Here is a 25,877-nt window from a genome sequence, read left to right on the forward strand (position 1 = left end):
GTCGCAAGATAAAGGGCAAAGCCTGCCCCGTCATCTTTCGGGCAGCAGGCCCCTTGGGCTGAAGCGCAGCACCGCGAGCAGGATCACCCCCATGATGACAAGGCGCATGTGCGGGGCCGAGTCGACGAGATGCGATTTCAGCGTGCCATCGGCGAGATGGTCGGCGAGCATCCCCATCAGCGTCGGGCCCCATTCGCCCGCCTTGATCCAGACGAACCAGATCAGGAGGCCGCCCAGAACCGAGCCCCAGTTGTTGCCCGAGCCGCCGACGATCACCATCACCCAGATCAGGAAGGTGTAGCGCAGCGGGTTGTAGCCCGAGGGTGTCATCTGTCCGTCGAGCGAGATCAGCATGGCGCCCGCAAGCCCCAGCACGGCCGAGCCGATGATGAAGATCTGCAGGTGGCGCCCGGTGACGTTCTTGCCCATCGCCGCCGCGGCGACCTCGTTGTCGCGGATGGCGCGCATCATCCGGCCCCAGGGCGAATTCAGCGCAAGCTGCGCAGCCCAGATCAGCAGGCCGAGCACCGCGATGAAGAGCAGGCAATAGAGCAGTTTCACCAGCAGCGTCGAGCCGGTCATCGGGTCGAGGCCGAAGCTCGCAGCGCGTGCGAGGAAGCCCGGGTCCTGCTGCAGGTTCGTCTCGTAAGGCACGGGCCAAGGCCGCGGAATCCCGTTCACGTTGAGAACGCCACGATCCAGCCATTCCTCGTTGCGCAGGACGGCGACGATGATTTCCCCGATCCCGAGCGTGGCGATGGCAAGATAGTCCGAGCGCAGGCCGAGCGCGGTTTTGCCCACGACCCAGGCGGCGGCAGCGGCAAGCGCGGCCCCGATCGGCCAGGAGAGCAGCACCGGCAGGCCGATGCCGCCCAGATAGCCCTGCGCCGAGGGGTTGATCGCCTGCACGGCCTCGACAGCCGGGTCAAAGACGGCGCGATAGGCGAAGAAGCCAAGCACGAGCGTCGCGGCAACGGCCCAGCCGCGCAGGCGAACGGGCAGGCGGCCCCACAGGAAGACGGCGGCAACCAAGGTGGCCATTGCGACGCAGAGCGCGATCAGAATGCCCCAGCCGCCCGCGGCAAAGGCGCCCGGCGTCGCTGGCATCGAGACGAGCACCGGTGCAAGACCACCAAGGGCCAGAAATCCGACGACGCCGGTGTTGAAGAGACCTGCATAGCCCCATTGGATGTTCACGCCCAAAGCGAGGATGGCCGAAATCAGCCCGACGCGCAGGATGCCGAGCGCGTTGTCCCAGTGCCCCGAGAAGAAGGTGTTCGAGACCGTCCCCTCGAGGATGAAGAGGACCGCCAGAGCCCCGAACATCGCAGGGGCGCGCCATTTGCCGCCTTTCGCGGCTTTCGGTTGATGCGTGCTCATACCGATTTTCCTTTGAAAAGCCCGGTGGGCTTGAACAGCAGCACGATGATCAGGATCGCGAAGCTGACCGCGAATTTGTATTCGGTGGAGAGAAGTTGCAGCAGACCCTCGGGCTCGTAGCCGGGGATCAGATACATCGCCACTTTCTTCCAGGCATAGGTGACCGACACTTCAGAGAAGGCGATCACGAACCCCCCGGCGATGGCGCCAAGCGGGTTGCCAAGGCCACCAACGATCGCCGCGGCGAAGATCGGCAAGAGCAGCTGGAAGTAGTTGAAGGCCTTGAACGACTTGTCGAGGCCGTAGAGCGTGCCTGCAATGGTGGCGAGCGCCGCGGCGATCACCCAGGTGACGGCGACGACGCGGTTCGGGTCGATGCCGGAGAGCAGCGCCAGATCTTCGTTGTCGGCATAGGCGCGCATCGATTTGCCGGTGCGGGTCCTGGCGAGAAACCAGAACAGCGCCCAGACGACGAGCGCGGCTGTGATCACAGTGATCGCCGTCGTCGCGCGGATCGCCAGAGGCTCGGTCAGGCCGGTCATCGCCTTGAAGTCGGGCGCCGAGATCAGGAAACGGGCGCCATCGGCGAATTTGATCTCGTCAACGCCGATCAGCACGCGGGTCAGGCCGTTCATCACGAACATCACGCCGACAGAGACCATCGTGATGTAGATCGGTGCCGCGCGGACCTTCCGATAATAGCTGTAGACCACCTTGTCGGTCGCAAGGACGAGCGCCGCGGTGAGGGCGATGCCGATCGGCAGGGCGAGCAGCGCGGTCGGCAGCGGCCCGAAGGACAGGCCCGCCGATTGCATCGCCCAGGTGACGAGGATCGTCAGCCCGGTGCCAAAGGCCATGGTGTCGCCATGCGCAAAGTTCGAGAAGCGCAGGATGCCGTAAATCAGCGTCACGCCAAGCGCGCCAAGCGCGAGTTGCGCCCCGTAGGCGGTGGCGGGCACGATGATGTAGTTCAGGATTGCCACGAAGGCGTTGAGGATATCCATCACTGCACCTCCTCGCAGCGGCCGTCGAAGGCGATCACGATAGGCCGTCCCTCGGATTGGGTGTGGATGCTGAGAACGGCCCCGGCATTGCCGAAGTCCGTGACGAAATAGGAAGACCCATCAGAGGGTTCCGAGGTAAAGCTCATTTGTCCGCTCGCGGGGTCGTAGCCGCCGGTCATGTTCAGGGTCACCTGATGGTCGCGAAATCTGGCCTGCGCCCCTTCGACTTCGAGCGTCACCTTGTAGTCTTCTTCACCGCAGCCATCCGAGATGCAGGACCGACCGAAGTCGCAGTTGAGCACGAAAGCGCGGTCGGGGTGGATCTCCTCGGACAGCGCCGGAGAGGCCGCAAGACAGGCTGCGGCAAGCACGGAACGTCTCATCTCAACCCCCGAGGAAGGTGCGGCGGACCTCGGGATCGGCCATCAGCGCCGCCCCGGTGTCGGTATATTTGTTCGCACCCTGCACAAGCACATAGCCCTGATCGGCGATCTCGAGGGCCTGACGGGCGTTCTGCTCGACCATCAGGATGGAAATCCCGGTCCGGGCCACTTCGATGATGCGGTCGAAGAGTTCGTCCATGACGATCGGCGAGACGCCCGCGGTCGGTTCGTCGAGCATCAATAATTTGGGTTTTGTCATCAGCGCGCGCCCGACGGCGACCTGCTGGCGCTGCCCGCCCGAAAGCTCGCCCGCGTTCTGGTAACGCTTCTCGCGCAGGATCGGGAACAGCTCGTAGACCTGCTCGATCGTGTCGCGGAAATCGTCGGTGCGGATGAAGGCGCCCATTTCGAGGTTTTCCTCGACCGACATCGTCGGGAAGACGTTGTTCACCTGCGGCACGAAGCCCATGCCTTTCTTCACCCGCTCTTGCGGGGAAAGGCCGGTGATGTCTTCGCCATCAAGTTTCACATGCCCACCGCGCAGGCGCAGCATGCCGAAGACCGCTTTCATCGCGGTCGATTTGCCCGCGCCGTTCGGGCCGACGATCACCGCGATCTGGCCCTTTTCGACCTTCAGCGTGCAGCCGTGCAGGATGTCTGCGGCGCCGTACCCACCGATCATTTCGGAGGCGTCAAGAAAGCTCATGCCTGTGTCTCCGCCTTGATCTTGTTCTTCAAGCCGCGACCCAGATAGGCCTCGATCACCGCTTCGTTCTGCATGATGGTGGAGGGGTTGCCCTGAGCCAGAACCTTGCCCTCTGCCATGACGATCACCGGATCGCAGAGGCGGCCGATGAAATCCATGTCATGCTCGATCACGCAGAAGGTGTAGCCGCGCTCCTTGTTCAGCCGAACGATCGCATCGCCGATCGTGTTGAGAAGCGTGCGGTTCACCCCGGCGCCGACCTCGTCGAGGAAGACGATCTTGGCCTCGACCATCATCGTGCGGCCAAGCTCCAGAAGCTTTTTTTGTCCCCCGGAAAGGTTTCCGGCGCGCTCGTCCTTCAGGTGGGAAATCGTCAGGAAGTCAAGAACTTCATCGGCCTTCTTCAGAAGTGCCGCTTCCTCCTCGGCGATCCGGCCGCGACCGAACCAGGCATTCCAGAGCGTCTCGCCCGATTGGCCCGCGGGCACCATCATCAGGTTTTCGCGCACCGTCATCGTGGGGAATTCATGCGCGATCTGGAAGGTGCGCAGCAGGCCCTTGTGAAACAGCTCATGCGGCTTCAGGCCGGTGATGTCCTCGCCCGCCATCGTCACGCGCCCGGAGGTTGGCTCGTGCACCCCGGCTATGACGTTGAAAAGCGTCGACTTGCCCGCGCCGTTCGGACCGATCAACCCGGTGATCGACCCCTTGGCGATTTCGAGCGAAGCGCCATCGACGGCGTGAAAGCCGCCAAAGTGCTTGTGCAGGTTCTCGACCCGGATCATGCAGTCCCCTTGGTGGCCCCGAAGGGCCGGTATCTGTGCCGTTTTCGGCCTTGTTTTCAAAGCAAACAGCCCGGATTGCTCCGGGCTGCTTCGATCTCTTGCGAAACCTCAGCGGTATTTGACGGTTTCGATCTTGTCGTTCTTGATTTCGATCTCGCGGAAGGTACCCGCAGATTCGCCCGCACCGATCAGCTCGACCGAGGACGCGCCTTGATAGTCGATGTCCTTGCCTTCGGCGATCAGCTCGAGCGCCTTGCCGAGTTCGCCGGGGAGGATCTTTTCGCCCGGAGCGTTGGCAACATCCATGACCTTGGCCTTGTAGACGGCCGGATCGGTCGAGTTGGCAGCCGCCATCGCCAGCATGATCAGCGCAGCCGCGTCATAGGCTTCGCCCGAATAGACGCCGGTGCCATCGAAGCCGGCAGCCTTGGCGGCGGCAAGGAACTTGTCTTTGCCTTCGCCTTCCGACGACGGCATCTGGCCGAACGATCCGTTGATTTCCTTGCCGAAATCGGCTTCGAGCTTGCCGCCGACCATACCGTCGGGGAAGACGAAGGTCGAGAAGGCGCCGGTGTCGAGCGCGCCGCGCAGGATGCCCGAACCGCCTTGGTCGACATAGCCCGCGATCACGAGGGCTTCGCCACCGGCCGAGGCCAGCGCGGCGACTTCGGCCGAATAATCCGGCTTGCCGTCGTCATGCGCCGCGTTGATCGTGACCTTGCCGCCCTTGGCTTCGAAAGCCGCGGCGAAGCTGTCGGCGAGACCCTTGCCGTAGTCGTTGTTGGTGTAGGTCAGAGCGACCGACTTGATGCCGTGCTCCATGATCTCGTCGGTCATGACTTCGCCCTGACGGGCGTCCGACGGCGAGGTGCGGAAGAACAGGCCGTTGTCTTCGAGCGTCGACAGCGCCGGCGAGGTCGCCGAGGGCGAAATCATCACGACGCCCTTCGGCATGGCGACGTTTTGCAGCGAGGCGGTGGTTTCGCCCGAGCACATGCCGCCGACGATGCCTTTGACGCCGTCCGCAGTGATCAGTTTTTCAACGGTGGCGGCGGCGGCGGCCGAATCGACGCAGGTCGAGTCCCCGCGCACGCCCACGACGGTCGAGCCGCTCATGAACTTGCCCGAGTCCGAAACTTCCTTCATCGCCAGCTCGGCACCCTGCGCCATCGCGGGCGACATCGATTCAAGCGGACCGGTGAAGCCGAGCGAGATGCCCAGTTTCACTTCGTCGGCAAAAGCACCACCGGCGGTCAGCGCCAGCGAGGCGGTTGCCAGGAGAAGCTTCTTCATGTGTTCACTCCCATGTTGGAACAATGTCCTGGCCGCGCAGGTTAGAACCGGAAACTGGAAAAGAAAATAGGCCACTTGGTCAAGTTTTGGTCGGAAGCGGGCTCATTTGCGCAACATTCTGCCGCATCAGTCCAAAAGATCGTCGTCAAGATCGTCATCGGCGAGCGCGGCTTCGATCGCAGCCTCTTCTTCCTCGCTGCTGCCAGAGGTCCCGCGTTCGCGGTAAGGCGTGGTCTGATAATGCGCGCGGTAGCATTTCGAGAAATGCGACGGGCTCGCAAAACCGCAGGCAAGGGCGACGTTGATCACGCTCATTTCCGTTTGCATCAACAGGTTACGCGCCTTTTGCAGGCGGATCTCCATGTAGTAGCGCTTTGGTGACCGGTTCAGGTAGCGGCGGAACAGCCGTTCGAGCTGGCGGGTGGACATGCCCACTTCCTCGGCCAGCTTTGCCGGGCTGATCGGCTCTTCGATATTCGCCTCCATCCGGCCGATCACCTGCGCAAGCTTCGGATGTCGCACCCCGATCCGGGTCGGAATCGACAACCTTTGCGTGTCCTGATCGGTGCGGATCGAGTTGTAGATCAACTGATCGGCGACCGTATTGGCCAGCCCCTCGCCGTGATCACGCGCGATCTGTTTCAGCATCAGGTCGATCGAGGCGGTGCCGCCGGCCGAGGTCAGACGGTTCCCATCGATCACGAAGACCGATTTCGTCAGTTTTACCCCCTCGAAATCCTCGAGGAAGCTGTCCTGATTCTCCCAGTGGATCGTCGCCCGCTTGCCGTCGAGCAGACCGGCCTTGGCCACCGCCCAGGCGCCGGTGCAGACGCCCCCCACCGCCGCGCCGCGACGGGCCTCGCGCCGCAGCCAGTTCAGGATCGGTTTCGTCGTCGCCTCGGCCACATCGATGCCGCCGCAGACCAGAACCGTGTCGTCGCGCGAAATCTCGTCCAGCCCCATGTCGACGCGCAGCACCGTGCCGTTCGAACAGGTCACATCCTGCCCGTCGTCCGAGGCCAGCTTCCAGTCGTAGAGCTTCAACCCCGAGACCTGATTGGCCAATCGCAGCGGCTCGATCGCGCTGGCGAAGGCCATCATGGTGAAACGGTCAAGCAGCAGGAACACATAGCGCCTGGACCGCTCGGGCGCGGTCAGGCGAACCGTCCCTTGCGAGGGGGCGGGACGGGTATGGGTGCGGGGGGCGGTCGAGGGCAGACGCATTTTGCGACTTCTTTCATGTCGTTTCATGCACACAATCAGGCTTTGCGTCGCAGCGCAAGAGGGCCTTTGGGGCAGGGCAAGTTGGCGGCCATTCTGCACGCAAGGTGTGAAAAACGGGTTTGTTCTATTTTGCGCACCGCTTTATAAGGCCCAGCGACGAAAAGCCCCGAAGGGAGTGGAAAATGGCCAAGGCATGGATGAAATCGGACTGGCGCGCGAAGCCGCGGGTGCAGATGCCCGATTATCCCGACGCCGCGGCCCTTGCCGCGGTCGAGGCGCAGCTGGGCAAGATGCCGCCGCTGGTGTTTGCGGGCGAAGCGCGGCGGCTGAAGGCCGATCTGGCGAAGGCCGCCAAGGGCGAGGCCTTCCTGCTGCAAGGCGGTGACTGCGCCGAGAGCTTCACCGAATTTCATGCCGACAATCTGCGCGACACCTTCAAGGTGCTGCTGCAGATGGCGATCGTGCTGACCTGGGGTGCGAAAGTGCCGGTGATCAAGGTCGGTCGGATGGCTGGCCAATTCGCCAAGCCGCGCTCGGCGCCCACCGAAATGATCGGCGGTGTCGAATACCCGAGCTACCGCGGTGACATCGTGAATGGCTTCGAGGCGACGCAGGAAGCGCGGATCCCCGATCCGAAGCGCATGCTGCAGGCCTACACCCAGGCGGCTGCCTCGCTGAATCTGCTGCGGGCCTTCTCGACGGGCGGCTATGCCGACATCCATCGCGTGCAAAGCTGGATCGCCGGGTTCACCGACGAAGAGGATGCGGCGCGCTACCGGAAAGTGGCTGATCAGATCGCCGAGGCAATGGAGTTCATGGCGGCGGCCGGGGTGACCTCGGAAACCGCGCATGAGCTGGCAACGGTCGATTTCTACACTAGCCACGAAGCGCTGCTGCTGGAATATGAAGAGGCGCTGTGCCGGATCGACAGCACCACCGGCCTGCCGATCGCGGGCTCTGGGCATATGCTGTGGATCGGCGACCGCACCCGCCAGATCGACGGCGCGCATGTCGAATTCTGCCGCGGCGTGCAGAATCCGATCGGCTTGAAATGCGGCCCCTCGACCACCGAAGAAGACCTCAAGGTGTTGATGGCGACGCTCAATCCGGAGAACGAACCGGGGCGTCTGACGTTGATCGCGCGCTTTGGTGCGGGCAAGACCGGCGATCACCTGCCGCGGCTCATCCGCACCGTTCAGGCCGAGGGCGCGCAGGTGCTTTGGACCTGCGACCCGATGCACGGCAACACGATCAAATCGGCTTCCGGCTTCAAGACCCGGCCGTTTGAATCGGTGCTGCGTGAAGTGCGCGAGTTCTTCTCGATCCACAAGGCCGAGGGCACGATCCCGGGCGGCGTGCATTTCGAAATGACCGGCAAGGATGTGACGGAATGCACCGGCGGCGTGCGCGCGGTCTCGGACGAGGATCTGTCGAGCCGGTATCACACCGCCTGCGACCCGCGTCTGAATGCGAGCCAATCGCTGGAACTCGCCTTCCTCGTCGCCGAGGAACTGCAAAACCTGCGCGTGCAGAAAAAGAAGGCGGCGGGACTTTAAGAACGCCCTGCAAACCGTTGGTTCATAATAATAAGGCCCGGGGTGACCCGGGCCTTTCTTCATTCAATGGTTTCAAAAATGACGTGTTGCCCTGCGTTTTACTTCACGACGCGGAACATCGCGCGGCGTTCCTCCGGCGTCAGATCGCCAGCCTGCGGACGCGGGGCTTCCGGCGCCGGAGTGACGGTCGCGACCGGAGCTTTCGGCGCCGAGAAATTCGGCAGACGCTTGCCCAGACCGAACGCCTCGGGCGTGACGGGTTTCGGCAGCGACGCGGCAGCATGGCCACAGGGCGTGACAGGCTGCACATGCGCGGCATCGACGATGAAGCGGCGCGGCGTGCGGCCGATGCCCTGACCTTCGGCAACGAGGCAGCCGAGGATGCGGGTCACGTCGCCCATGTCCGATTTCATCGGCAGGAGCAGCAGGCGGGCGGTCATCGGCGGCTTGCCGATTCCGGCTTCGGCGGTCAGCACGAGCTCCGCGATCGCCGGACCCTGAAAGACGGCCTCGGTGGCATCGGCAACGCGCTTGCGGCCTTCGGGGGTGAACATGGCGGTCAGCGGCATGCCGCGGATTTCCATGCCCATCAGATCGTTCAGATGCATGCCTGCCAGACGGAAGCGGCCCATGCCGGGGGCGACGCGCTCAAGGATGAAGGCATATTCGAGCGCATTTTCCAGACCGCGCGGATCGATGTCGGAGCGGGCGGGAACATCGCGGCCAGCGCGGAGCCCTTCCCAATAGGCGCGCATCTGCGCCACGATACGCCGACCGACGCCAGCCTGTCCAAGCCGAGCCACTTTTTCAACGGTGTCGAATTCGCGGTCCATCGTCGTTTTTCCCGTGTTTGCGGCCTCGGCCGCGCTATCCCCAAGCAGCTCGCGCTGCCACTGTCCCCTGCACCCCCGGCCTTCGGCGTTTCGGGTCTTTCTGTTGACCCCGGGAGCGAAATCCTTACTGAAGTCTTAATACGCCTTTTTTCGGCCACAGGGGGAACTAAAGTCTTAAATGGTTAAGCCCGCCACACCTTCCCGCACGCTCCAGGGCCCGCTCTCGATGACGGGCTTCGCTTCGGTCTCCGGGTCCGGCCATGGTTATGACTGGCTCTGGGAGATCCGATCGGTCAATGGCAAGGGGCTCGATCTGCGGCTGCGCCTGCCCGAAATCGAGGGGCTGGAAGCGGCGGCAAGAGCGGCTTTGTCGCAGCGGGTTTCGCGCGGGAATATTCAACTTTCTCTGAAGCTTGCGCGGACGTCCGGGGTAGAGCGTCTGCGCCTTTCCGGGGCCGGTCTTGCGGCCGCCCTGAGTGCCCTGCGGGAGGTCGAGGAAGCGGCCCGCCTGCACGGTGTCAGCCTTGCGCCGTCGCGGGCAACGGACCTCTTGTCGCTGCGCGGAGTGCTCGACCAAGGGGGGGCAGAAGATGAGGAACAGGCGCCGTTGCGGGGGGCTTTGTTAACGGATTTGGACCGGTTGCTGGTTGACTTCGTCGCAATGCGTGCAGCGGAAGGCGAGCAACTTGGTGGCATAATTGTGGCGCAGATCGACAGAATCGCTGATCTGGCCGCGCGTGCCGCCGACGTGGCGGAGGCGCGGCGACCCGAAGTTGCCGCTGCGTTGCAGATTTCCCTGGCCCGCGTGCTGGAAAACGGCGTTGACGCGCAAAGGGTGGCGCAGGAACTTGCGCTGCTCGCGGTCAAGGCGGATGTGACCGAGGAAATCGATCGGCTGCGCGCCCATGTGGCGGCCGCGCGGGCGCTTTTGGCGGAAACCGGTCCGATCGGGCGCAAGTTCGACTTTCTGACGCAGGAATTCGTGCGCGAATCGAATACGCTGTGCTCCAAATCGGGCTCGACGGCATTAACGGCGATCGGGCTTGACCTGAAGCATGTCATCGACCAGATGCGCGAGCAGATTCAGAACGTGGAGTAAGTCATGCCCGAACTGCGCCGCCGGGGGCTGTTGATCATTCTGTCCTCGCCCTCTGGGGCGGGGAAGTCGACGCTTGCGCGCAGGCTGATGGCTTGGGACCCGACGCTGTCGTTTTCGGTTTCGGCCACGACGCGCAACCCGCGCCCGGGCGAGGAAGATGGGCGCGAATATTACTTCCGCACCCGCGCCGAGTTCGAGGCGATGGTCGCGGCGGGTGACATGCTCGAACATGCCGAAGTTTTCGGCAATTTCTATGGTACGCCCTCGGCCCCGGTCGAGGCGCGGCTGGCCGAAGGCCGGGATGTGATTCTCGACATCGACTGGCAGGGCGGGCAGCAGGTCCGTCGCTCGCGCCTCGCGCAGGATGTGGTCTCGATCTTCATCCTGCCGCCCTCGATCGCCGATCTGGAGCGGCGGCTGCGGATGCGGGCGCAAGACAGCGACGAGGTGATTGCCGGGCGGATGGCGAAGAGCCGCGACGAGATCAGCCATTGGGGCGAATACGATTACGTGGTGATCAACCGGGATGTGGCCGCGGCCGAGACGGAGCTGGTGACGATTCTGCAAGCCGAACGGGCGCGCGCCGAGCGTCAGCCGGGGCTGACCGAATTCGTGCGCGGCCTGAACAAGGAGTTCGAAGCGCGATGATCTATGAACTCGACGGTGTGGCGCCGGTGCTGGGGCAGGGTGCCTGGGTGGCCCCGGACGCCAATCTGATCGGCAAGGTGGTGCTGGAGGAGTGCGCCTCGGTCTGGTTTGGGTGCACTTTGCGCGGCGACAACGAGGAAATCCGGGTCGGCGCGGGCACGAATGTGCAGGAGGCGGTGATCTGCCATACCGACATGGGCTTTCCGCTGGTCATCGGCGCGAATTGCACCATCGGCCATCGGGCGATGCTGCATGGCTGCACCATCGGCGAGGGCTCGCTGATCGGGATGGGCGCGACCGTGCTGAATGGTGCGAAGATCGGGCGCGGCTGTCTGATCGGCGCGGGGGCGCTGATCACCGAAGGCAAGGAAATCCCGGACGGCGCGCTTGTGATGGGGGCGCCCGGCAAGGTGGTGCGAGAGCTTGATGCCGCGGCGCAAGCCCGGCTTCTGAAATCAGCCGCGCATTACCGCGCCAATGCGGCGCGGTTTGCCAAGGGCCTTCGGCCACTCTGATCAGTTCCAGGCTGGCGGCACCTCGAGAATGTCGAAGTCCCGCGGCCCCCAGATCTGGCGCACTTCGGCGCAGACGATCGAGGTGTTGGGCAGCGGCGGAGAATACGCGCGCAGCGGGCCTTTATATCCAAGCCGGTCGAGCAGACGGGCAAAGTCGAGGATGTCATGGCCCGGGCTGAAGAGCGGTGACAGCACCACATCTGGCGCAATGCGCGCCATCAATTCGGCGTCGATCATCGACAACCGCGCAATGGTCACGTTCGCCCCCTGCACACCACGCAAGGCGCGCGGCAGAGATTGCGACGGATCAACCACGAGAATACGGCGACCGGTCAGGGACAGCCCTGCGGTTTCAAGACGTTTACTGCCTTTGGGGGCATCGATCGGCGGGGGCATTGCTCCATCCATTTTTTCGATGGATTTCCATCGCTTATGACAATTTTTTCCGCGAAATTCGCAAAAGCTAGCCCCCTTCGCTTTTGCATGCGGCCTTGATATTGGGTATCGTTTCCCCGAAGCGTTCTCGGGTCAAGTATTCGAAGTCTCAAGGTGGCCGAAAAATGGCAGATTCGTCAACAATCTCATTGGCAGACTCGCTACCGTTTCCGCTACTTCTCGTGTCTCCCGCGCAACGTGTCCTTCATGCCAACCCCGGGGCCGAGGCCTTGCTGGGGCGCGGACTGGCGGGGCGCACGCTGGTGACCGTGCTGCGCCAACCCGGGCTGGTGGAGGCGGTGGAAGCTGTCCTTGCCGGACAGGGGCGGCAGCAGGTTCGGTTGCGGCTCGGCGGTCCGGGGCAGGAATCACAGGTTCTGGTCACGGTTGCGGCCTTGGCAGAGGGGACGTTGGCGTTGACCTTCGAGGATCTGACAGCGGTCGAGACGGCCGAGGCGATGCGGCGGGATTTCGTCGCAAACGTCAGTCATGAATTGCGGACGCCCTTGACCGCGCTGATGGGGTTCGTCGAGACGCTGCGCGGTGCGGCAAAAGACGATCCGGTGGCGCGGGACCGATTTCTGGCGATCATGGAGCGCGAGGCCGGGCGGATGAACCGGCTGGTGGGGGATCTGCTGTCGCTCAGCCGGGTCGAAGCCGAGGAGCGTCGTCGCCCGACGACCGGCACCGATCTGGGAGCGGTCTTGCGTGGGGCCATTCAGGCTTTGGCCCCCTTGGCGGAAGCGCGTCAGGTGCAACTGATCCGCGAAGGTCTGACCGAGGGGCTGAAGATCCCTGCCGATCCGGACCAGTTGACACAGGTCTTCACCAACCTGATCGAAAATGCGATCAAATATGGTGGCAGCGGCGGAGAGGTGCGGGTTTCCGTCGATAAGATCGAGTATGAGCCGGTTTTGAGGGGGGCAGCCTTGAGGGTTGTGGTGGCGGATCGGGGCGAAGGCATCGACCCGATCCATATCCCGCGGTTGACCGAGCGCTTCTATCGGATCGACACCCATCGATCCCGGGAGCAGGGAGGAACGGGCCTGGGTCTTGCGATCGTCAAGCACATCGTCTTGCGCCATCGCGGCCGGATGAAGATCGAAAGTGACAAGGGTCAGGGCAGTCGGTTCCTGATCATTCTGCCGGTGTCCTGATCAAGCTCGCGTTTCCGGGGCGCGGCCCCGGATCCCGAGATATTTGGTGCAAGATAAAAGGGATAGTGCTCGCCCTTTATCTTGCTTGTGCGTTTCAGCGGAGCCAGACGGCGCCATTTGGGCCAAGTTTGACCACACCGTTCTCGACCGTGGCCGCGATGGCGGGACCCGTTTGTTTGCCGATAATGCCGGTCAGGGTCACGGGCTCTGATCCCAGATTGAAGAGGCAGGTGAGCGTTTCCGATGCAGCTTCGCGGACGAAACCGAGCACCGGATCGGGCAGATCGAGGAAGCGACTCTGCCCTTCCTTCAGTGCCGCGGAGGCCCGGCGGAAGGCGAGCATGGCACGATAGTGATGCAGGACCGATTCGGGATCCGCGTCCTGCGCCGCAACATGGCGGGCAAGCTGGGGAGCCTTCACGGGCAACCAAGGTTTGACCACACTGAAACCACCCTGCGGCGATCCATCCCAAACCATCGGGGTCCGACAGCCATCGCGCCCCTTGTTCTCGGGCCAGAAGCGCAGGCCGGGCGGGTCGGTGAGCTCTTCATAGGCGAGCTCCGTTTCGGTCTGACCCAGTTCCTCGCCCTGATAGAGACCGATTGTACCCTCGAACGAGGCAAGCATCGAGATGGCGAGCTTCGCAATCGCATCCTGCGCCCCGTGGCGAGCCCAACGTGTCACATGGCGGTTCACGTCGTGGTTCGAGAATGACCATGATGGCCAGCCATCCGGCGCGCCGTTGAAGAAGCCTTCAAGGACCTTGCGGAAGTGCGCGGGCGTGAACTTCGGACCCAGCATGTCAAAGCTGTAGGCCATGTGCAGATGAGCATCGCCAGCCGTATATTCTTCCATCAGACGCAACGCGCGATGCGGAACTTCCCCAACTTCGCCGACCATGCAGCGATTGTCGTACTCGTTGAGGAGAGAGCGCATTCTTGAAATAAAAACAAGGTTTTCTGGCCTGTTCTTATCATAGGCGTGATCTTGCATGTCATAGGTGGAAAGCGGCGGCCAGCGTTCCGGATCGGGCGGCATCGGCGGGTTGTCGCGGAGCGCGCCATCGTGAATGTAGTAGTTCACCGTGTCGAGGCGAAAGCCGTCGACGCCACGATCCAGCCAGAACCGCAAGACGTCGAGCATCTCGTCCTGAACTTCAGGGTTGCGCAGGTTCAGGTCTGGCTGCGAGATCAGGAAATTGTGCAGATAATACTGACCGCGCTCTGGCGCCCATTCCCAGGACGAGCCGCCAAAGACCGATTGCCAGTTGTTCGGGGGCGCCCCATCGGGCTTCGGGTCAGCCCAGACGTACCAATCCGCCTTTGTGCCGCGCTTTTTCGAATCGGCAAACCAGGGATGGCGGTCGGACGAATGGCTGAGTACCTGATCTATGATCACTTTCAGGCCAAGCTCATGCGCGCGCGCCACAAGCGCATCAAAATCAGCCAAGGTGCCGAAAACGGGATCGATGTCGCGATAATCCGATACGTCATACCCCATGTCGTCCATGGGGGAGCGAAAAATCGGGCTCAACCAGATCGAATCGACGCCGAGACTTGCAACATGCGGCAACCGATCGGTGATGCCTTTGAGGTCTCCGATCCCGTCAGAGTTCGAATCCTGAAAGCTGCGCGGATAAATCTGGTATATGACCGCACCGCGCCACCAATCTCTGCCCATCGTCATCTCCGTGCCAATATATCGAGCAAGCATAGGCTCATTCCATGCCGCGGCAATGACATAGCGCGCAAAGGGGCGGGTTCGGCTTGACGGCGGCGGGGCGGCATCCCATCAAGGGGGCGGGAGAACGAAGAAGGGTTTGACAGTGAGAGATGTAAGCGCGCCCAGCGTCGAGGCTTTCCGGACGGAAATCCTGCGGCATCTGACCTACTCGATGGGCAAGGATGCAGGCCATGCCTCGCTTTACGACTGGCGCATGGCCCTGAGCCTTGCGCTGCGTGATCACATTGTCGAGCCATGGTTTGACGCCACCCGGCAAACCTACGAAGAGGGACGCAAGCGGGTTTATTATCTCTCCATGGAATTCCTGATCGGGCGCATGCTTGAGGATGCCGCGATCAACCTTGGCATGCGCGCGATTGCGCGCGAGGCGATTGAGGGGCTGGGGCAGGAATGGCACCGCGTCGTCGAAGACGAGCCGGACGCGGCGCTTGGCAATGGCGGTCTCGGGCGCTTGGCTGCTTGCTACATGGAGAGCATGGCGACGCTGGGTTGCGCCGGTTATGGGTACGGTATTCGCTACGAACATGGGCTTTTCCGGCAGTGGTTCGAAGGCGGGCGCCAGGTCGAGACTCCGGAAGACTGGCTGAAACAGCGCCATCCTTGGGAATTTGAACGCCCCGAGGTGTGTTATGAGATCGGCTTCAAGGGAACGGTCGAGACCATCAACGGCAAATCTGTCTGGGTTCCGGCGGAAACGGTGATCGCCGAAGCCTTTGACATGCCTGTTATTGGTTGGCACGGACGCTGGGCGAACACTTTGCGGCTTTGGGCAGCAAAACCGACGACCCTGTTTGATCTGGCGCGGTTCAATCACGGTGATTTCGCGGCGGCTGCGGAGCCGGAGGCGCTGGCGCGCACGCTCAGCAGGGTGCTTTATCCGGATGATACGACATTCCAAGGCAAGGAACTGCGGCTGAAACAGGAGTATTTCCTGACCTCTGCCGCGCTTCAGGACATTCTGCGCCGTCATCTTACGGCGGGTCTTTCGCTGACCGATCTGCCCGATCACGTCGCGATTCAGATGAACGATACCCATCCGGCGATCGCCGGGCCGGAGCTGATCCGGCTGCTCAGCGACGTGCATGGGATGAGTTTTGACGAGGCGCTCGAAATCGGCGTGAAGTGTCTGGGTTATACGAACCATACGCTTTTGCCCGAGGCACTCGAACGCTGGGCGACGTATCTGATGGGTTCTGTTCTGCCGCGGCACATGCAGATCATCGAAGCGATCGATGCCTGGCACCTGCGGTTGAATCCGACGCGGCCGCACTACGTCGGGATCGTGAAGCACCATGAGGTGCGGATGGGCGAGTTGGCCTTCATCACCTCGCACAAGGTGAACGGGGTGTCCGCCCTGCACACCGAACTGGTGAAGAAAAACCTTTTCCCCGAACTTGACAGGCTGCATCCCGGGCGGATCATCAACCAGACGAACGGGGTGACACCCCGACGCTGGCTGCGCATGGCCAATCCTGCGCTGTCCCGGCTGATCTCCGGGGCGATCGGGCACGGCTGGGAAGCTGACCTTGATCGGCTGCGCGAACTCGATAAATTGAGCGAAGACAGTGCGTTCCGAGACGACTTTTCTACAGCGAAGCGCGAGAACAAGGTTGCTTTGGTAAAGTGGATTGCAGAGTCGCAGGGGGTTGTGGTCAACCCCGATGCGCTTTTCGATATTCAGGTCAAGCGCATCCACGAATACAAGCGTCAGCTTCTGAACATCCTTCAGACCATCGCCGAATGGCATGCGATCCGTTCAAACCCGACGGCCGATGTCGTGCCGCGGGTGAAGATTTTCGGCGGCAAGGCCGCGCCCGGCTACCAGGCGGCGAAAGAGATCATCCGGCTCATCAATGACGTCGCGCGCGTTGTGAACAACGATCCCTATGTTGGCGATCGTCTGAAAATCATCTACCCGCCGAACTACAACGTTTCGATGGCCGAGCGTCTGATCCCGGCTGCGGATCTGTCCGAACAGATTTCGACCGCGGGCAAGGAAGCCTCGGGAACCGGGAACATGAAGTTCGCCCTGAACGGTGCATTGACGATTGGCACACTCGATGGGGCCAATGTGGAAATTCGTGAGCAAGTCGGGGCAGAGAATTTCTTCCTGTTTGGCCTGACTGCGGAAGACGTTATGGAGCGCCGCAGGGACCCCGAGCATGCACGTCATGCGATCTTGAAAAGCCAGCCGCTGCAGGATGTGCTGCAGATGATCGCGGAGGGGCGCTTCTCGCCCGATGAACCTAGTCGCTATCATGGGTTGGTGCATAACATGTGGCATAGCGATTATTTCCTGGTTGCGTCCGATTTCGAAGCTTATCGTGATGCACAAATGGAGGTTGACCAGACGTTTGCCGAGCCGGAGCGCTGGTGGAAAATGGCGATTTTGAACACGGCGCGGATGGGGTTTTTCTCCTCCGATCGCGCCATTCGTGGTTACATGACGGATATCTGGGGGACCGAATCCGCCCTGTGAGGTGAAGGAATGTCGATGATCTTGTCTGCCGAGGCACTGGCGCTGGCCGAGGGCCGGCATGACGATCCTTTTTCACTACTGGGGTGGCACCAGGCGGAGGGCGGTGGTCGCATCGTTGCTCTGGTTCCTGGGGCAGAGCAGCTATGGGCATTTTCCTCGGATACCGGGAATGAAGTTGAACTTCACTCGGTAACATCCGGGCTTTTCGAAGGAAAGTGGGAAGGCGGCAAATACCGCCTGCGGGCAAGAAATGCGTACTCGACTTGGGATTTCGAGGATGCCTATGCCTTCGGTCCCGTGCTGGGCGAGATTGACGAGTACCTGATCGGCGAGGGAACACACCGTCGACTTTGGCAAGTTCTGGGCGCCCACGTGATTTGGCACGAGGGCGTCCGGGGTGTTCATTTCGCTGTCTGGGCGCCTTCCGCACGGCGGGTTTCGGTCGTTGGCAATTTCAATATCTGGGACGGGCGCCGGCATCAGATGCGTCGGCGCGGCTCGACCGGGGTTTGGGAAATCTTCATCCCCGGCTTGATGGCGGGTGAGGTCTACAAATATGAAATCCTTTCGAATGATGGTGTCGTTCAACCTCTGAAGGCGGATCCGGTTGGCTTTGGGGCCGAACATCCGCCGCAGACAGCCTCTCAGGTACGAGAGTTGGGCTTGCATCTTTGGGGAGACGCAACTTGGGTTGACGGGCGGCAAAAGGTTCACGACATCCATGCACCGATCTCGATTTATGAAGTGCATCTGGGGTCGTGGCGTCGCGCATGGGATCAAGGCGGGCGCCCTCTTAGTTACCACGAACTGGCAGGTCAGTTGATCGATTATGTCGTCGATATGGGCTTCACGCATATCGAACTCTTGCCGATAACCGAATTTCCGTTCGATGGATCCTGGGGGTATCAGCCTGTCGGGCTTTACGCACCGACGATCCGTCACGGCCGCCCCGAGGAGTTTGCAGCTTTTGTTGACGCCGCCCACCGTCGCGGTGTCGGTGTCATCCTCGACTGGGTCCCGGGACACTTCCCGACAGATGAACACGGGCTGAGGTGTTTTGATGGAACCGCGCTTTATGAGCACGCTGACCCCAGAGAGGGCTTCCACCAAGATTGGAACACCCTGATCTACAATTACGGTCGGCGCGAAGTTAAGAATTTCCTGCTTGCGAACGCGCTCTTCTGGCTTGAGGAATACCACCTTGACGGGCTGCGCGTGGATGCCGTTGCTTCGATGTTGTATCGAGACTATTCACGCCGTGATGGTGAATGGGTTCCGAATATTCACGGTGGCCGCGAAAACCTTGAGGCGATCGATTTCCTGAAATCGGTCAATGCAGAGGCCTATGGGGGGGCTCCCGGAATCATGACCGTGGCTGAGGAGAGCACCGCTTTTCCTGGTGTTACTCGGCCGGTCCACATGGGCGGGCTGGGCTTCGGTTTCAAATGGAACATGGGCTGGATGAACGACAGTCTGCGCTACTTTGCGCGCGACCCGATTCATCGGCGCTGGCATCACAATGAGCTTACGTTTGCAAGTTCATACACTTATAGTGAAAACTTCATATTGCCGATCAGCCATGATGAGGTTGTGCATGGCAAGGGGTCGATGCTTGGCAAGATGCCCGGAGATGGCTTGCAGAAGTTTGCAAACCTGCGCGCGTTTTATGCGTTCCAATGGGCGCATCCGGGCAAGAAGCTCCTGTTCATGGGGCAGGAGTTCGCCCAAGGGCGGGAGTGGGCGCATCAGGGAGCGCTGGAATGGCAGCTTCTCGATGATCCGCTGCATCGGGGTATGCAGGCGCTCGTGCGGGATCTGAACAAGCTTTACCGTGAGACCCCAGCGCTGCATTGGGGGGACTGCGACCCCTCGGGCTTCGACTGGATCGAGGCGGATGATGCCGAGAATTCGGTTTATGTCTTCGAGCGCCGGGCACCAGACGCAGATCCCGTGATCGTCGCGGCAAACCTGACCCCGATCGACCGGACGTATCGCATCGGTTTGCCACACGCAGGAACCTGGTGCGAAATCTTCAATTCCGACAGCGGTTATTATGGGGGCGCAAACTGGGGCAATCTTGGCGCGATCGGAGCCGATGAAATAGCTACAGCACGCCGTCCGTTCAGTGCCGAGGTTTATCTGCCGCCACTCTCCGTGGTGATGTTCACGCCCGCCTGAGGCGTAAGGGAGGAAGAGAATGAAACCGCAACCGAACCAGAGGCTTTCGTCACAAGCCATGGCTTTCGTTCTGGCGGGCGGTCGGGGGAGTCGCCTGAAGGAACTGACCGATCGGCGTGCGAAACCTGCGGTCTATTTCGGCGGCAAGACTCGGATCATCGATTTTGCACTGTCGAATGCGCTCAACTCGGGCGTTCGGAAAATGGCGATCGCAACGCAATACAAGGCGCATAGTCTCATTCGCCACATGCAGCGCGGATGGAACTTCTTTCGGGCAGAACGCAATGAATATCTTGATATTCTTCCGGCAAGCCAGCGGATCGACGAAAGCAAATGGTATCTCGGCACCGCGGATGCGGTAGCTCAGAATATCGACATCATCGAAGATTATAACGTCAAGTATGTAATCGTCCTGGCGGGCGATCACATTTACAAGATGGATTATGAGGTGATGTTGCTGCAGCATGTGTTGAGCAAGGCCGATGTGACGATCGGGTGCCTCACCGTACCGCGCGCCGAGGCTTCGGCCTTTGGCTGTATGGCGGTGGATAAAACCGGGCGCATTACCGACTTCATCGAAAAACCTGCCAACCCACCGAGCCTTCCGGAAGATCCGACACATTCGCTGGTTTCGATGGGGATTTATGTTTTCGACTGGGTGTTTCTGCGGGAGTTGCTGATCCGCGACGCCGAAGATCCGCACTCGAGCCACGATTTCGGACACGATCTGATCCCGCAGATCGTCAAATACGGCAAGGCGATGGCGCATCGGTTCTCGGAAAGCTGCGTCACATCCGGTCTGGAGCACGAACCCTATTGGCGCGACGTCGGGACGATCGATGCGTTTTGGCAGGCCAACATCGACCTCACCGAATTCACGCCGAAGCTTGATCTTTACGACAACGCCTGGCCGATCTGGACCTACGCCGAGATCGTTCCTCCCGCGAAATTCATTCATGACGAGGATGGGCGCCGCGGCAGTGCTGTTTCATCGCTTGTTTCGGGGGATTGCATTGTCTCGGGTTCCGAGGTGCGTAACTCGCTGCTCTTCACCGGATGTCGCGCGCACAGTTGGTCGATGCTCCAACATGTCGTGGCTTTGCCCTATGTCGATATCGGAGAACGCGCGCAACTGACGAATTGCGTCCTTGACCGCGGCGTTAAGGTTCCGCCTGGTCTCGTCGTCGGCGAGGACCCGGAAGAAGACGCAAAGTGGTTCCGCCGTACCGAAGGCGGGATTGTCCTGATCACGCAAAGCATGATTGATGCCCGCGCCGCGATCCTGGATTGAGACTGCTCTAACGTAGCTTCGAGCTGAAATTGATAGGCTGTATGAAGGAGACGGGGATGAGGCGCGTTCTTTCCGTTGCTTCCGAAGCAGTTCCGCTGGTCAAAACGGGCGGACTGGCTGACGTTGTGGGGGCTTTGCCCGAAGCGCTGTCGGGGCAGGGCTGGGACATGAGGGTGATGATCCCCGCCTATCGCGGCGTGATTGATCGGTTGGGAAGGACGACCGTGGTCTGGAGTGATCCGGACATCTACGGTGCTTCGGCGGAACTCCATCTCGGCAAGATCGGCGCCATGCATGTGATGGCTCTCGATGCCCCGCATCTGTACGACCGTGCAGGCGGGCCTTATTCCGACATCCATGGCGATTTCGGGGACAATGCCGAGCGCTTCGCCGCGCTGTGCTGGGCCGCTGCTGCCGTCGCGCGCGACGGCGCAGGTGATTGGAAGCCTGACATTTTGCATGCGCATGACTGGCAGGGCGCCCTTGCCCCTGCCTATCTTCGTTATTCAGGGTCGTCGCTGCCAAGCCTGGTGACGATTCACAACATCGCTTTCCAAGGTCGCGTGGGTGCGGAAAAGATGGGGGCCTTGCGTCTGCCGCGAGAAGCTTTTCATCGCGACGGATACGAGTTCTGGGGCGACATCTCGACCCTCAAGGCCGGGCTGACAAGCGCGGACGCGATCACGACAGTCAGCCCTCGTTACGCGGATGAATTGATGCGTGGCGAATATGGGCAAGGCCTCGAGGGCGTCATCGCTGCACGCGCGGGCGTGGTTATTGGTATCCTGAATGGCATCGACGCGGGGGTCTGGAATCCGGAAAAGGATACCGATTGCATTCCCTTCTCCGCGAACTCTCTGGCGGCGAAATCAAAGAATCGCAAGACGTTGCAGGCTGAGTTTCAACTTGAGAAAAAGATCGATGGGCCTCTCGTGATCTTGGTCTCCCGGCTGACTGCGCAAAAGGGAATCGACCTTCTCCCGGCGGCTGTCGAAGAGCTTGTTGCCCGAGGCGGGGCGCTTGCAGTGCTCGGCTCCGGAGATGCCTGGGCAGAGGATCTGGTGCTCGGATTGGCAGCCCGGTTCCCCGGCCGTGTCGGGGTTCGTATTGGGTATGATGAAGCGCTGAGCCATCGAATGTTCGCCGGCGGAGATGCCGTGCTCGTTCCGTCTCGCTTCGAACCCTGCGGGCTGACACAGCTTTATGGGTTACGGTACGGATGCCTTCCTTTGGTCGCAGCGGTCGGAGGTCTGGCCGATACGGTGATCGGAGCGACACCCGCAACCCTCGCAGCGCAAGCCGCGACGGGTTTCGTATTCCACCCTGTCGATGCGCTGGCCCTGCGGCAAGCGACGCGGCGGCTGTGCGAGTTGTATGCCGACCGCAAGACCTGGACAGCGATGATGAAGCGCGCAATGAAATCCGAGCTTGGCTGGGAGAGCTCGGCAGCCCGCTACGCTGCGCTCTACGAGCGGCTTCTCGCGCAATGAGGATCGGTCCGGGCAGGGCAGAGATCCTTGGGGCAGTTCCTGTCGGTGACGGTGTGAACTTCGCGCTTTTTTCGGCCCATGCCGAAAAGGTGGAACTTTGCCTTTTTGAAGGTGAGCGGGAAACTCGCTTGACCCTACCGGAGCGCGCTGGAGACGTCTGGCATGGCTTTGTGCCGGGTGTGAGACCCGGGGCAGAGTACGGATACCGCGTTCATGGCCCATGGGCACCAGAGATCGGGCATCGTTTCAATCCTTCGAAGCTTCTCGTCGATCCCTACGCGCGGGCACTTTCCCGGCCGCTGGTCTGGAACCAACAGATGCAGGGCGGCGTTGGCTCAACCCGCCCAGACCGGCGTGACTCCGCTTCTGCAACGGCGCGCGGTATCGTCTGCGAGATCGTCAAGCCACTTTGGGAACGGCCGTCAAATTCCTGGTCGCAAACGGTAATTTATGAAAGTCACGTCCGTGGACTGACAATGCAGCACCCGGAAGTTCCCGTGGCGCTGCGCGGTACTTTTGATGCCATAGCGGCGCCACCGATTATCGCACATCTCAAACGTCTTGGTGTCACCGCGCTCGAGTTGTTGCCCGTGTTCGCCTTCATTGATGATCGCTTCCTCGTTGAGAAGGGCTTGCGTAACTATTGGGGGTATCAGCCGATCGGTTTCATGGCGCCAGATCCGCGCTATGGGCGTCGTGAGAGTTTTCGCACCATGGTGCGGGCGCTGCATGCTGCCGGGATCGAAGTGATCCTCGACGTCGTTTTCAACCATGCGGGCGAGGGGGATGGTGCAGGGCCGACTGTCAGCTTGCGTGGCATTGACAACGCCTCCTATTACCGGCTGTGCGAGGGCGGCCGTTCCTATGTGAACGACACGGGCACGGGCAACACGCTCAACCTCGCACATCCGATGGTGCTGCGTTTGGTGACGGATTCCCTGCGCCACTGGGTCGAAGAGATGGGGGTCGATGGCTTCCGCTTCGATCTGGCGACGACGCTTGGCCGTGCGTCAACGGGCGAGTTCAAGGAACTGGCCTCACTGATTTCCGCAATTCGACAAGACCCAGTTCTGGCTGCGGTTAAACTAATCGCCGAGCCGTGGGACATCGGTCCGGGGGGCTATCGTCTTGGCGCTTTTCCCTATCCCTTTACCGAATGGAACGACCGGTTTCGCGATGGTGTTCGGCAATTCTGGCGCGGCGATGCGGGGCAGATTCCGGAACTTGCTCGCCGTGTTGCGGGCTCTGCCGAGATCTTCGATAACCGCGGTAGACCGGCAACAACCTCCGTCAACTTTCTCACCGCGCATGATGGCTTCACCCTGCACGATCTTGTTTCGTTTGATGAAAAACGAAACGAGGCGAACGGCGAAAACAATCGCGACGGTCACAATGCGAATTTTTCGCAGGCGCTGCCGGACGATGCTGCAAAAACTGCGCGCAAGCGTGCAATGCTTGCAACCCTGATGATTTCGCAAGGGGTTCCCATGCTCCTGGCGGGGGACGAGCTGGGTAATTCTCAAGGCGGCAACAACAACGCTTATGCGCAGGATAATCCGATCGGCTGGATCGATTGGCCGAACGCAGACGACGAACTTGTCGCTTTCGTTGCGCGCCTCGTCCGGCTGCGTCGCGATCATCCAGTGCTGCGGCAGACGCGTTTCCTGCATGCGAAAGTCCGCATTCAGGACGGGATCCGCGACCTGATCTGGCGGTTGCCCTCCGGGACGGAGCTCTCCTCGCAAGATTGGCATGATGCGCACTCGCGTTGCCTTTGCGCTGAAGTCCGAGGCGCTGCGGAAGGCCCCCCGGGTCTTGCTGCTCAGGAAGCGATGTTTGCCGTCTTCAATGCGGGCGGGTCGATCGAGGTGCACTTGCCGGAGGGCGAATGGAGCCTTCTCGTCGATACGGCGAATCCGGAACGCCCAGAAGCTGCCCATCCCGCTGCGGTGACTTGCGTTGCCGCCCAATCCGTTCAACTGTTCATCCGATCGACTGCACGGCAGGAGCCAAGTTCATGACCATCCATCCGACAAGCCCGTTCGAGGGGCAGAAACCCGGCACCTCGGGATTGCGCAAGAAGACGCCGGTCTTCATGCAACCCCGGTATCTTGAGAATTTCGTTCAAAGCACCTTTGACGCGATCGGCGGTGTTATGGGCAAGACCCTCGTGCTTGGGGGCGATGGGCGTTACTTCGGTGTAGAGGCCGCGCAGGTCATCCTGAAAATGGCCGCCGCCGGCGGAGCGGCGCGCGTGATCGTGGGGCAGGGTGCTTGGCTCTCGACACCCGCAGCCTCGAACCTGATCCGCATTCGCGAGGCGGATGGGGGGGTGATCCTTTCGGCAAGTCACAACCCTGGGGGCCCTGACGAGGATTTCGGCGTCAAGTACAACATGGCGAACGGCGGTCCGGCCCCCGAGGCCGTGACTGAAGCGATCTTTGCCCGCACGAAAGACATCGATTCTTTTCGGATGCTCGATGCTCCGGATGTGAACCTGACGATGGTTGGCGAAAGCCATCTGGGCGAGATGGTGGTCGAGGTCGTAGACCCTGTTGCAGCCTATGCCGATATGATGGAAGAAATATTCGATTTCAAAGCTTTGCGCGGCCTTTTTCATGAAGGTTTTGCGATGCGCATGGACGGCATGTGCGCCATCACGGGGCCATATGCGGTCGAGATTTTCGAAAATCGCCTTGGCGCGTCAAAGGGGACGGTGGTGCACGAACAGCCGCTGCCTGACTTTGGTGGCATGCATCCGGATCCGAACCCGACCTGGGCTCATGAACTTATGGCAGAGATGATGGGGCCCAATGCACCCGATTTCGGTGCAGCCTCAGATGGGGACGGGGATCGCAACATGATTGTCGGCCGCGGCATTTATGTGTCGCCGTCGGATAGCCTTGCCGTGATCGCCGCCAATGCGCATCTGGTTCCGGGTTATGCGCAGGGTTTGAAGGGAGTGGCTCGGTCCATGCCGACTTCGGCCGCCGTCGACAGGGTTGCCGAAGCCCTGAAGCTGACCTGTTACGAAACGCCGACAGGATGGAAGTTCTTTGGCAATCTGATGGATGCGGGCCGCGTGAGTCTTTGTGGCGAAGAAAGCTTCGGCACCGGCTCTGACCATGTCCGCGAAAAGGATGGTCTTTGGGCGGTGCTGATGTGGCTCAACATCATCGCATCGCGCGGGATGGGCGTTGCCGAGATCATGGCCGATCACTGGGAAACCTATGGTCGGAACTATTATTCCCGGCATGATTATGAGGCGCTGCCGATCGATGTCGCCAATGCTATTCTCACGGATCTCCGCGATCGCTTGGGTACGCTGAAAGGTATGCAAGTTCAGGGACTTGTCGTCGTAGATGCGGATGAATTCAGTTACACCGACCCGGTAGATGGCTCGGTGTCGGCGCATCAGGGGTTCCGCATTCTGTTCGAAGGCGGCTCGCGTGCGGTCTTGCGTCTTTCCGGAACCGGCACCGAGGGGGCAACGCTGCGCGTCTATCTGGAACGCTATGCGGCGGGGCCGGAAGGCCTGACCGAGGAGCCGCAAGAAGCCTTGGCGCCTATCATTGCTGCGACAGAAGAGATTGTTGGCATCAAGGCCCGAACCGGACGCAAAGGCCCGGACGTGATTACCTGATCTTCTGATCAAGGCGCCGCCACCCAGAGGGAAG

The 25,877-nt window shown here is 61.3% G+C and carries 21 protein-coding genes; 11 read left to right on the forward strand and 10 right to left on the reverse strand.

What is annotated here, in order from left to right:
- Positions 1 to 30 precede the first annotated feature (30 nt).
- The 7 genes from C8J30_RS02040 to C8J30_RS02070 form a co-directional block, all read right to left on the reverse strand.
- Positions 31 to 1,380: a branched-chain amino acid ABC transporter permease gene (locus C8J30_RS02040; RefSeq protein WP_110804046.1), complete on the reverse strand. Its 1,350-nt coding sequence runs from the start codon at positions 1,378 to 1,380 to the stop codon at positions 31 to 33.
- Complete coding sequence (locus C8J30_RS02045; RefSeq protein ID WP_110804047.1) at positions 1,377 to 2,384, reverse strand: branched-chain amino acid ABC transporter permease; 1,008 nt, start codon at positions 2,382 to 2,384, stop codon at positions 1,377 to 1,379. Before C8J30_RS02045 ends, C8J30_RS02040 begins: the two co-directional genes overlap by 4 nt.
- Complete coding sequence (locus tag C8J30_RS02050; RefSeq protein WP_110804048.1) at positions 2,384 to 2,767, reverse strand: hypothetical protein; 384 nt, start codon at positions 2,765 to 2,767, stop codon at positions 2,384 to 2,386. Before C8J30_RS02050 ends, C8J30_RS02045 begins: the two co-directional genes overlap by 1 nt.
- A gap of 1 nt (position 2,768) precedes the next feature.
- Positions 2,769 to 3,473 carry an ABC transporter ATP-binding protein gene (locus tag C8J30_RS02055; protein WP_110804049.1) on the reverse strand — a complete coding sequence of 235 codons (705 nt, stop codon included), beginning with the start codon at positions 3,471 to 3,473 and terminating at the stop codon, positions 2,769 to 2,771.
- Positions 3,470 to 4,258 carry an ABC transporter ATP-binding protein gene (locus tag C8J30_RS02060; protein ID WP_110804050.1) on the reverse strand — a complete coding sequence of 263 codons (789 nt, stop codon included), beginning with the start codon at positions 4,256 to 4,258 and terminating at the stop codon, positions 3,470 to 3,472. The genes C8J30_RS02055 and C8J30_RS02060 overlap by 4 nt, the downstream gene beginning before the upstream one ends.
- Before the next feature lie 108 nt (positions 4,259 to 4,366).
- Positions 4,367 to 5,551, reverse strand: a complete 1,185-nt coding sequence (locus C8J30_RS02065) for an ABC transporter substrate-binding protein (protein WP_110804051.1) — start codon at positions 5,549 to 5,551, stop codon at positions 4,367 to 4,369.
- Positions 5,552 to 5,677: 126 nt separating this feature from the next.
- Positions 5,678 to 6,775: a GlxA family transcriptional regulator gene (locus C8J30_RS02070; RefSeq protein WP_245909684.1), complete on the reverse strand. Its 1,098-nt coding sequence runs from the start codon at positions 6,773 to 6,775 to the stop codon at positions 5,678 to 5,680.
- A 182-nt stretch (positions 6,776 to 6,957) separates the two neighbouring features.
- Between C8J30_RS02070 and C8J30_RS02075 the strand changes: the two genes are divergently transcribed.
- Positions 6,958 to 8,331 (forward strand): class II 3-deoxy-7-phosphoheptulonate synthase, encoded by a 1,374-nt coding sequence (locus tag C8J30_RS02075; RefSeq protein WP_110804052.1) that lies wholly within the window; start codon positions 6,958 to 6,960, stop codon positions 8,329 to 8,331.
- A gap of 98 nt (positions 8,332 to 8,429) precedes the next feature.
- On the opposite strand, the gene C8J30_RS02080 is transcribed toward C8J30_RS02075, so the two are convergent.
- Positions 8,430 to 9,164: a PAS domain-containing protein gene (locus tag C8J30_RS02080; protein ID WP_110804053.1), complete on the reverse strand. Its 735-nt coding sequence runs from the start codon at positions 9,162 to 9,164 to the stop codon at positions 8,430 to 8,432.
- Between the two features lie 226 nt (positions 9,165 to 9,390).
- Here C8J30_RS02080 and C8J30_RS02085 point away from each other — a divergent pair, with 226 nt between their 5' ends.
- Genes C8J30_RS02085 through C8J30_RS02095 form a run of 3 tightly spaced genes read left to right on the forward strand, consistent with a single transcriptional unit; the run spans position 9,391 to position 11,426 of the window.
- Positions 9,391 to 10,263: a YicC/YloC family endoribonuclease gene (locus C8J30_RS02085; protein WP_110804054.1), complete on the forward strand. Its 873-nt coding sequence runs from the start codon at positions 9,391 to 9,393 to the stop codon at positions 10,261 to 10,263.
- A gap of 12 nt (positions 10,264 to 10,275) precedes the next feature.
- A complete protein-coding gene (gene gmk, locus C8J30_RS02090; protein ID WP_181420755.1) occupies positions 10,276 to 10,911 on the forward strand; it encodes a guanylate kinase in 636 nt (211 codons plus the stop codon).
- Positions 10,908 to 11,426 carry a gamma carbonic anhydrase family protein gene (locus C8J30_RS02095; protein WP_110804056.1) on the forward strand — a complete coding sequence of 173 codons (519 nt, stop codon included), beginning with the start codon at positions 10,908 to 10,910 and terminating at the stop codon, positions 11,424 to 11,426. Before gmk ends, C8J30_RS02095 begins: the two co-directional genes overlap by 4 nt.
- On the opposite strand, the gene C8J30_RS02100 is transcribed toward C8J30_RS02095, so the two are convergent.
- A complete protein-coding gene (locus tag C8J30_RS02100; RefSeq protein ID WP_110804057.1) occupies positions 11,427 to 11,822 on the reverse strand; it encodes an ANTAR domain-containing protein in 396 nt (131 codons plus the stop codon).
- 164 nt (positions 11,823 to 11,986) lie between these two features.
- Here C8J30_RS02100 and C8J30_RS02105 point away from each other — a divergent pair, with 164 nt between their 5' ends.
- The gene (locus tag C8J30_RS02105; protein ID WP_110804058.1) at positions 11,987 to 13,018 is read left to right on the forward strand and encodes a sensor histidine kinase; all 1,032 of its coding nucleotides are present in this window, start codon (positions 11,987 to 11,989) and stop codon (positions 13,016 to 13,018) included.
- Between the two features lie 94 nt (positions 13,019 to 13,112).
- On the opposite strand, the gene C8J30_RS02110 is transcribed toward C8J30_RS02105, so the two are convergent.
- Positions 13,113 to 14,699, reverse strand: coding sequence for an alpha-glucosidase (locus C8J30_RS02110; RefSeq protein ID WP_110804288.1), 1,587 nt, complete (start codon positions 14,697 to 14,699; stop codon positions 13,113 to 13,115).
- Between the two features lie 139 nt (positions 14,700 to 14,838).
- Here C8J30_RS02110 and C8J30_RS02115 point away from each other — a divergent pair, with 139 nt between their 5' ends.
- The 6 genes from C8J30_RS02115 to C8J30_RS02140 are packed head-to-tail and all read left to right on the forward strand — an operon-like array spanning position 14,839 to position 25,843.
- The gene (locus tag C8J30_RS02115; RefSeq protein ID WP_181420741.1) at positions 14,839 to 17,241 is read left to right on the forward strand and encodes a glycogen/starch/alpha-glucan phosphorylase; all 2,403 of its coding nucleotides are present in this window, start codon (positions 14,839 to 14,841) and stop codon (positions 17,239 to 17,241) included.
- Between the two features lie 9 nt (positions 17,242 to 17,250).
- Positions 17,251 to 19,419, forward strand: coding sequence for a 1,4-alpha-glucan branching protein GlgB (gene glgB / locus C8J30_RS02120; protein WP_110804060.1), 2,169 nt, complete (start codon positions 17,251 to 17,253; stop codon positions 19,417 to 19,419).
- Between the two features lie 19 nt (positions 19,420 to 19,438).
- Entirely contained in the window at positions 19,439 to 20,710 is a 1,272-nt protein-coding gene (gene glgC / locus C8J30_RS02125) for a glucose-1-phosphate adenylyltransferase (RefSeq protein ID WP_110804061.1), read from the forward strand.
- Between the two features lie 56 nt (positions 20,711 to 20,766).
- On the forward strand, positions 20,767 to 22,200 hold the full coding sequence (gene glgA / locus C8J30_RS02130; RefSeq protein ID WP_110804289.1) for a glycogen synthase GlgA: 1,434 nt from the start codon (positions 20,767 to 20,769) through the stop codon (positions 22,198 to 22,200).
- On the forward strand, positions 22,197 to 24,221 hold the full coding sequence (gene glgX / locus C8J30_RS02135) for a glycogen debranching protein GlgX (protein ID WP_110804062.1): 2,025 nt from the start codon (positions 22,197 to 22,199) through the stop codon (positions 24,219 to 24,221). Before glgA ends, glgX begins: the two co-directional genes overlap by 4 nt.
- Positions 24,218 to 25,843, forward strand: coding sequence for an alpha-D-glucose phosphate-specific phosphoglucomutase (locus tag C8J30_RS02140; protein ID WP_110804063.1), 1,626 nt, complete (start codon positions 24,218 to 24,220; stop codon positions 25,841 to 25,843). Before glgX ends, C8J30_RS02140 begins: the two co-directional genes overlap by 4 nt.
- The last annotated feature ends 34 nt before the right edge of the window (positions 25,844 to 25,877 follow it).

This window comes from Rhodobacter viridis (assembly GCF_003217355.1).
Classification (GTDB): domain Bacteria; phylum Pseudomonadota; class Alphaproteobacteria; order Rhodobacterales; family Rhodobacteraceae; genus Rhodobacter; species Rhodobacter viridis.

Bases quoted from the DNA above. Each gene is read 5' to 3' on its own strand.
- C8J30_RS02040 (WP_110804046.1), bottom strand. From the start codon at position 1,380: ATGAGCACGCATCAACCGAAAGCCGCGAAAGGCGGCAAATGGCGCGCC.
- C8J30_RS02045 (WP_110804047.1), bottom strand. From the start codon at position 2,384: ATGGATATCCTCAACGCCTTCGTGGCAATCCTGAACTACATCATCGTG.
- C8J30_RS02050 (WP_110804048.1), bottom strand. From the start codon at position 2,767: ATGAGACGTTCCGTGCTTGCCGCAGCCTGTCTTGCGGCCTCTCCGGCG.
- C8J30_RS02055 (WP_110804049.1), bottom strand. From the start codon at position 3,473: ATGAGCTTTCTTGACGCCTCCGAAATGATCGGTGGGTACGGCGCCGCA.
- C8J30_RS02060 (WP_110804050.1), bottom strand. From the start codon at position 4,258: ATGATCCGGGTCGAGAACCTGCACAAGCACTTTGGCGGCTTTCACGCC.
- C8J30_RS02065 (WP_110804051.1), bottom strand. From the start codon at position 5,551: ATGAAGAAGCTTCTCCTGGCAACCGCCTCGCTGGCGCTGACCGCCGGT.
- C8J30_RS02070 (WP_245909684.1), bottom strand. From the start codon at position 6,775: ATGCGTCTGCCCTCGACCGCCCCCCGCACCCATACCCGTCCCGCCCCC.
- C8J30_RS02075 (WP_110804052.1), top strand. From the start codon at position 6,958: ATGGCCAAGGCATGGATGAAATCGGACTGGCGCGCGAAGCCGCGGGTG.
- C8J30_RS02080 (WP_110804053.1), bottom strand. From the start codon at position 9,164: ATGGACCGCGAATTCGACACCGTTGAAAAAGTGGCTCGGCTTGGACAG.
- C8J30_RS02085 (WP_110804054.1), top strand. From the start codon at position 9,391: ATGACGGGCTTCGCTTCGGTCTCCGGGTCCGGCCATGGTTATGACTGG.
- C8J30_RS02095 (WP_110804056.1), top strand. From the start codon at position 10,908: ATGATCTATGAACTCGACGGTGTGGCGCCGGTGCTGGGGCAGGGTGCC.
- C8J30_RS02100 (WP_110804057.1), bottom strand. From the start codon at position 11,822: ATGCCCCCGCCGATCGATGCCCCCAAAGGCAGTAAACGTCTTGAAACC.
- C8J30_RS02105 (WP_110804058.1), top strand. From the start codon at position 11,987: ATGGCAGATTCGTCAACAATCTCATTGGCAGACTCGCTACCGTTTCCG.
- C8J30_RS02110 (WP_110804288.1), bottom strand. From the start codon at position 14,699: ATGGGCAGAGATTGGTGGCGCGGTGCGGTCATATACCAGATTTATCCG.
- glgB (WP_110804060.1), top strand. From the start codon at position 17,251: ATGTCGATGATCTTGTCTGCCGAGGCACTGGCGCTGGCCGAGGGCCGG.
- glgC (WP_110804061.1), top strand. From the start codon at position 19,439: ATGAAACCGCAACCGAACCAGAGGCTTTCGTCACAAGCCATGGCTTTC.
- glgA (WP_110804289.1), top strand. From the start codon at position 20,767: ATGAGGCGCGTTCTTTCCGTTGCTTCCGAAGCAGTTCCGCTGGTCAAA.
- glgX (WP_110804062.1), top strand. From the start codon at position 22,197: ATGAGGATCGGTCCGGGCAGGGCAGAGATCCTTGGGGCAGTTCCTGTC.
- C8J30_RS02140 (WP_110804063.1), top strand. From the start codon at position 24,218: ATGACCATCCATCCGACAAGCCCGTTCGAGGGGCAGAAACCCGGCACC.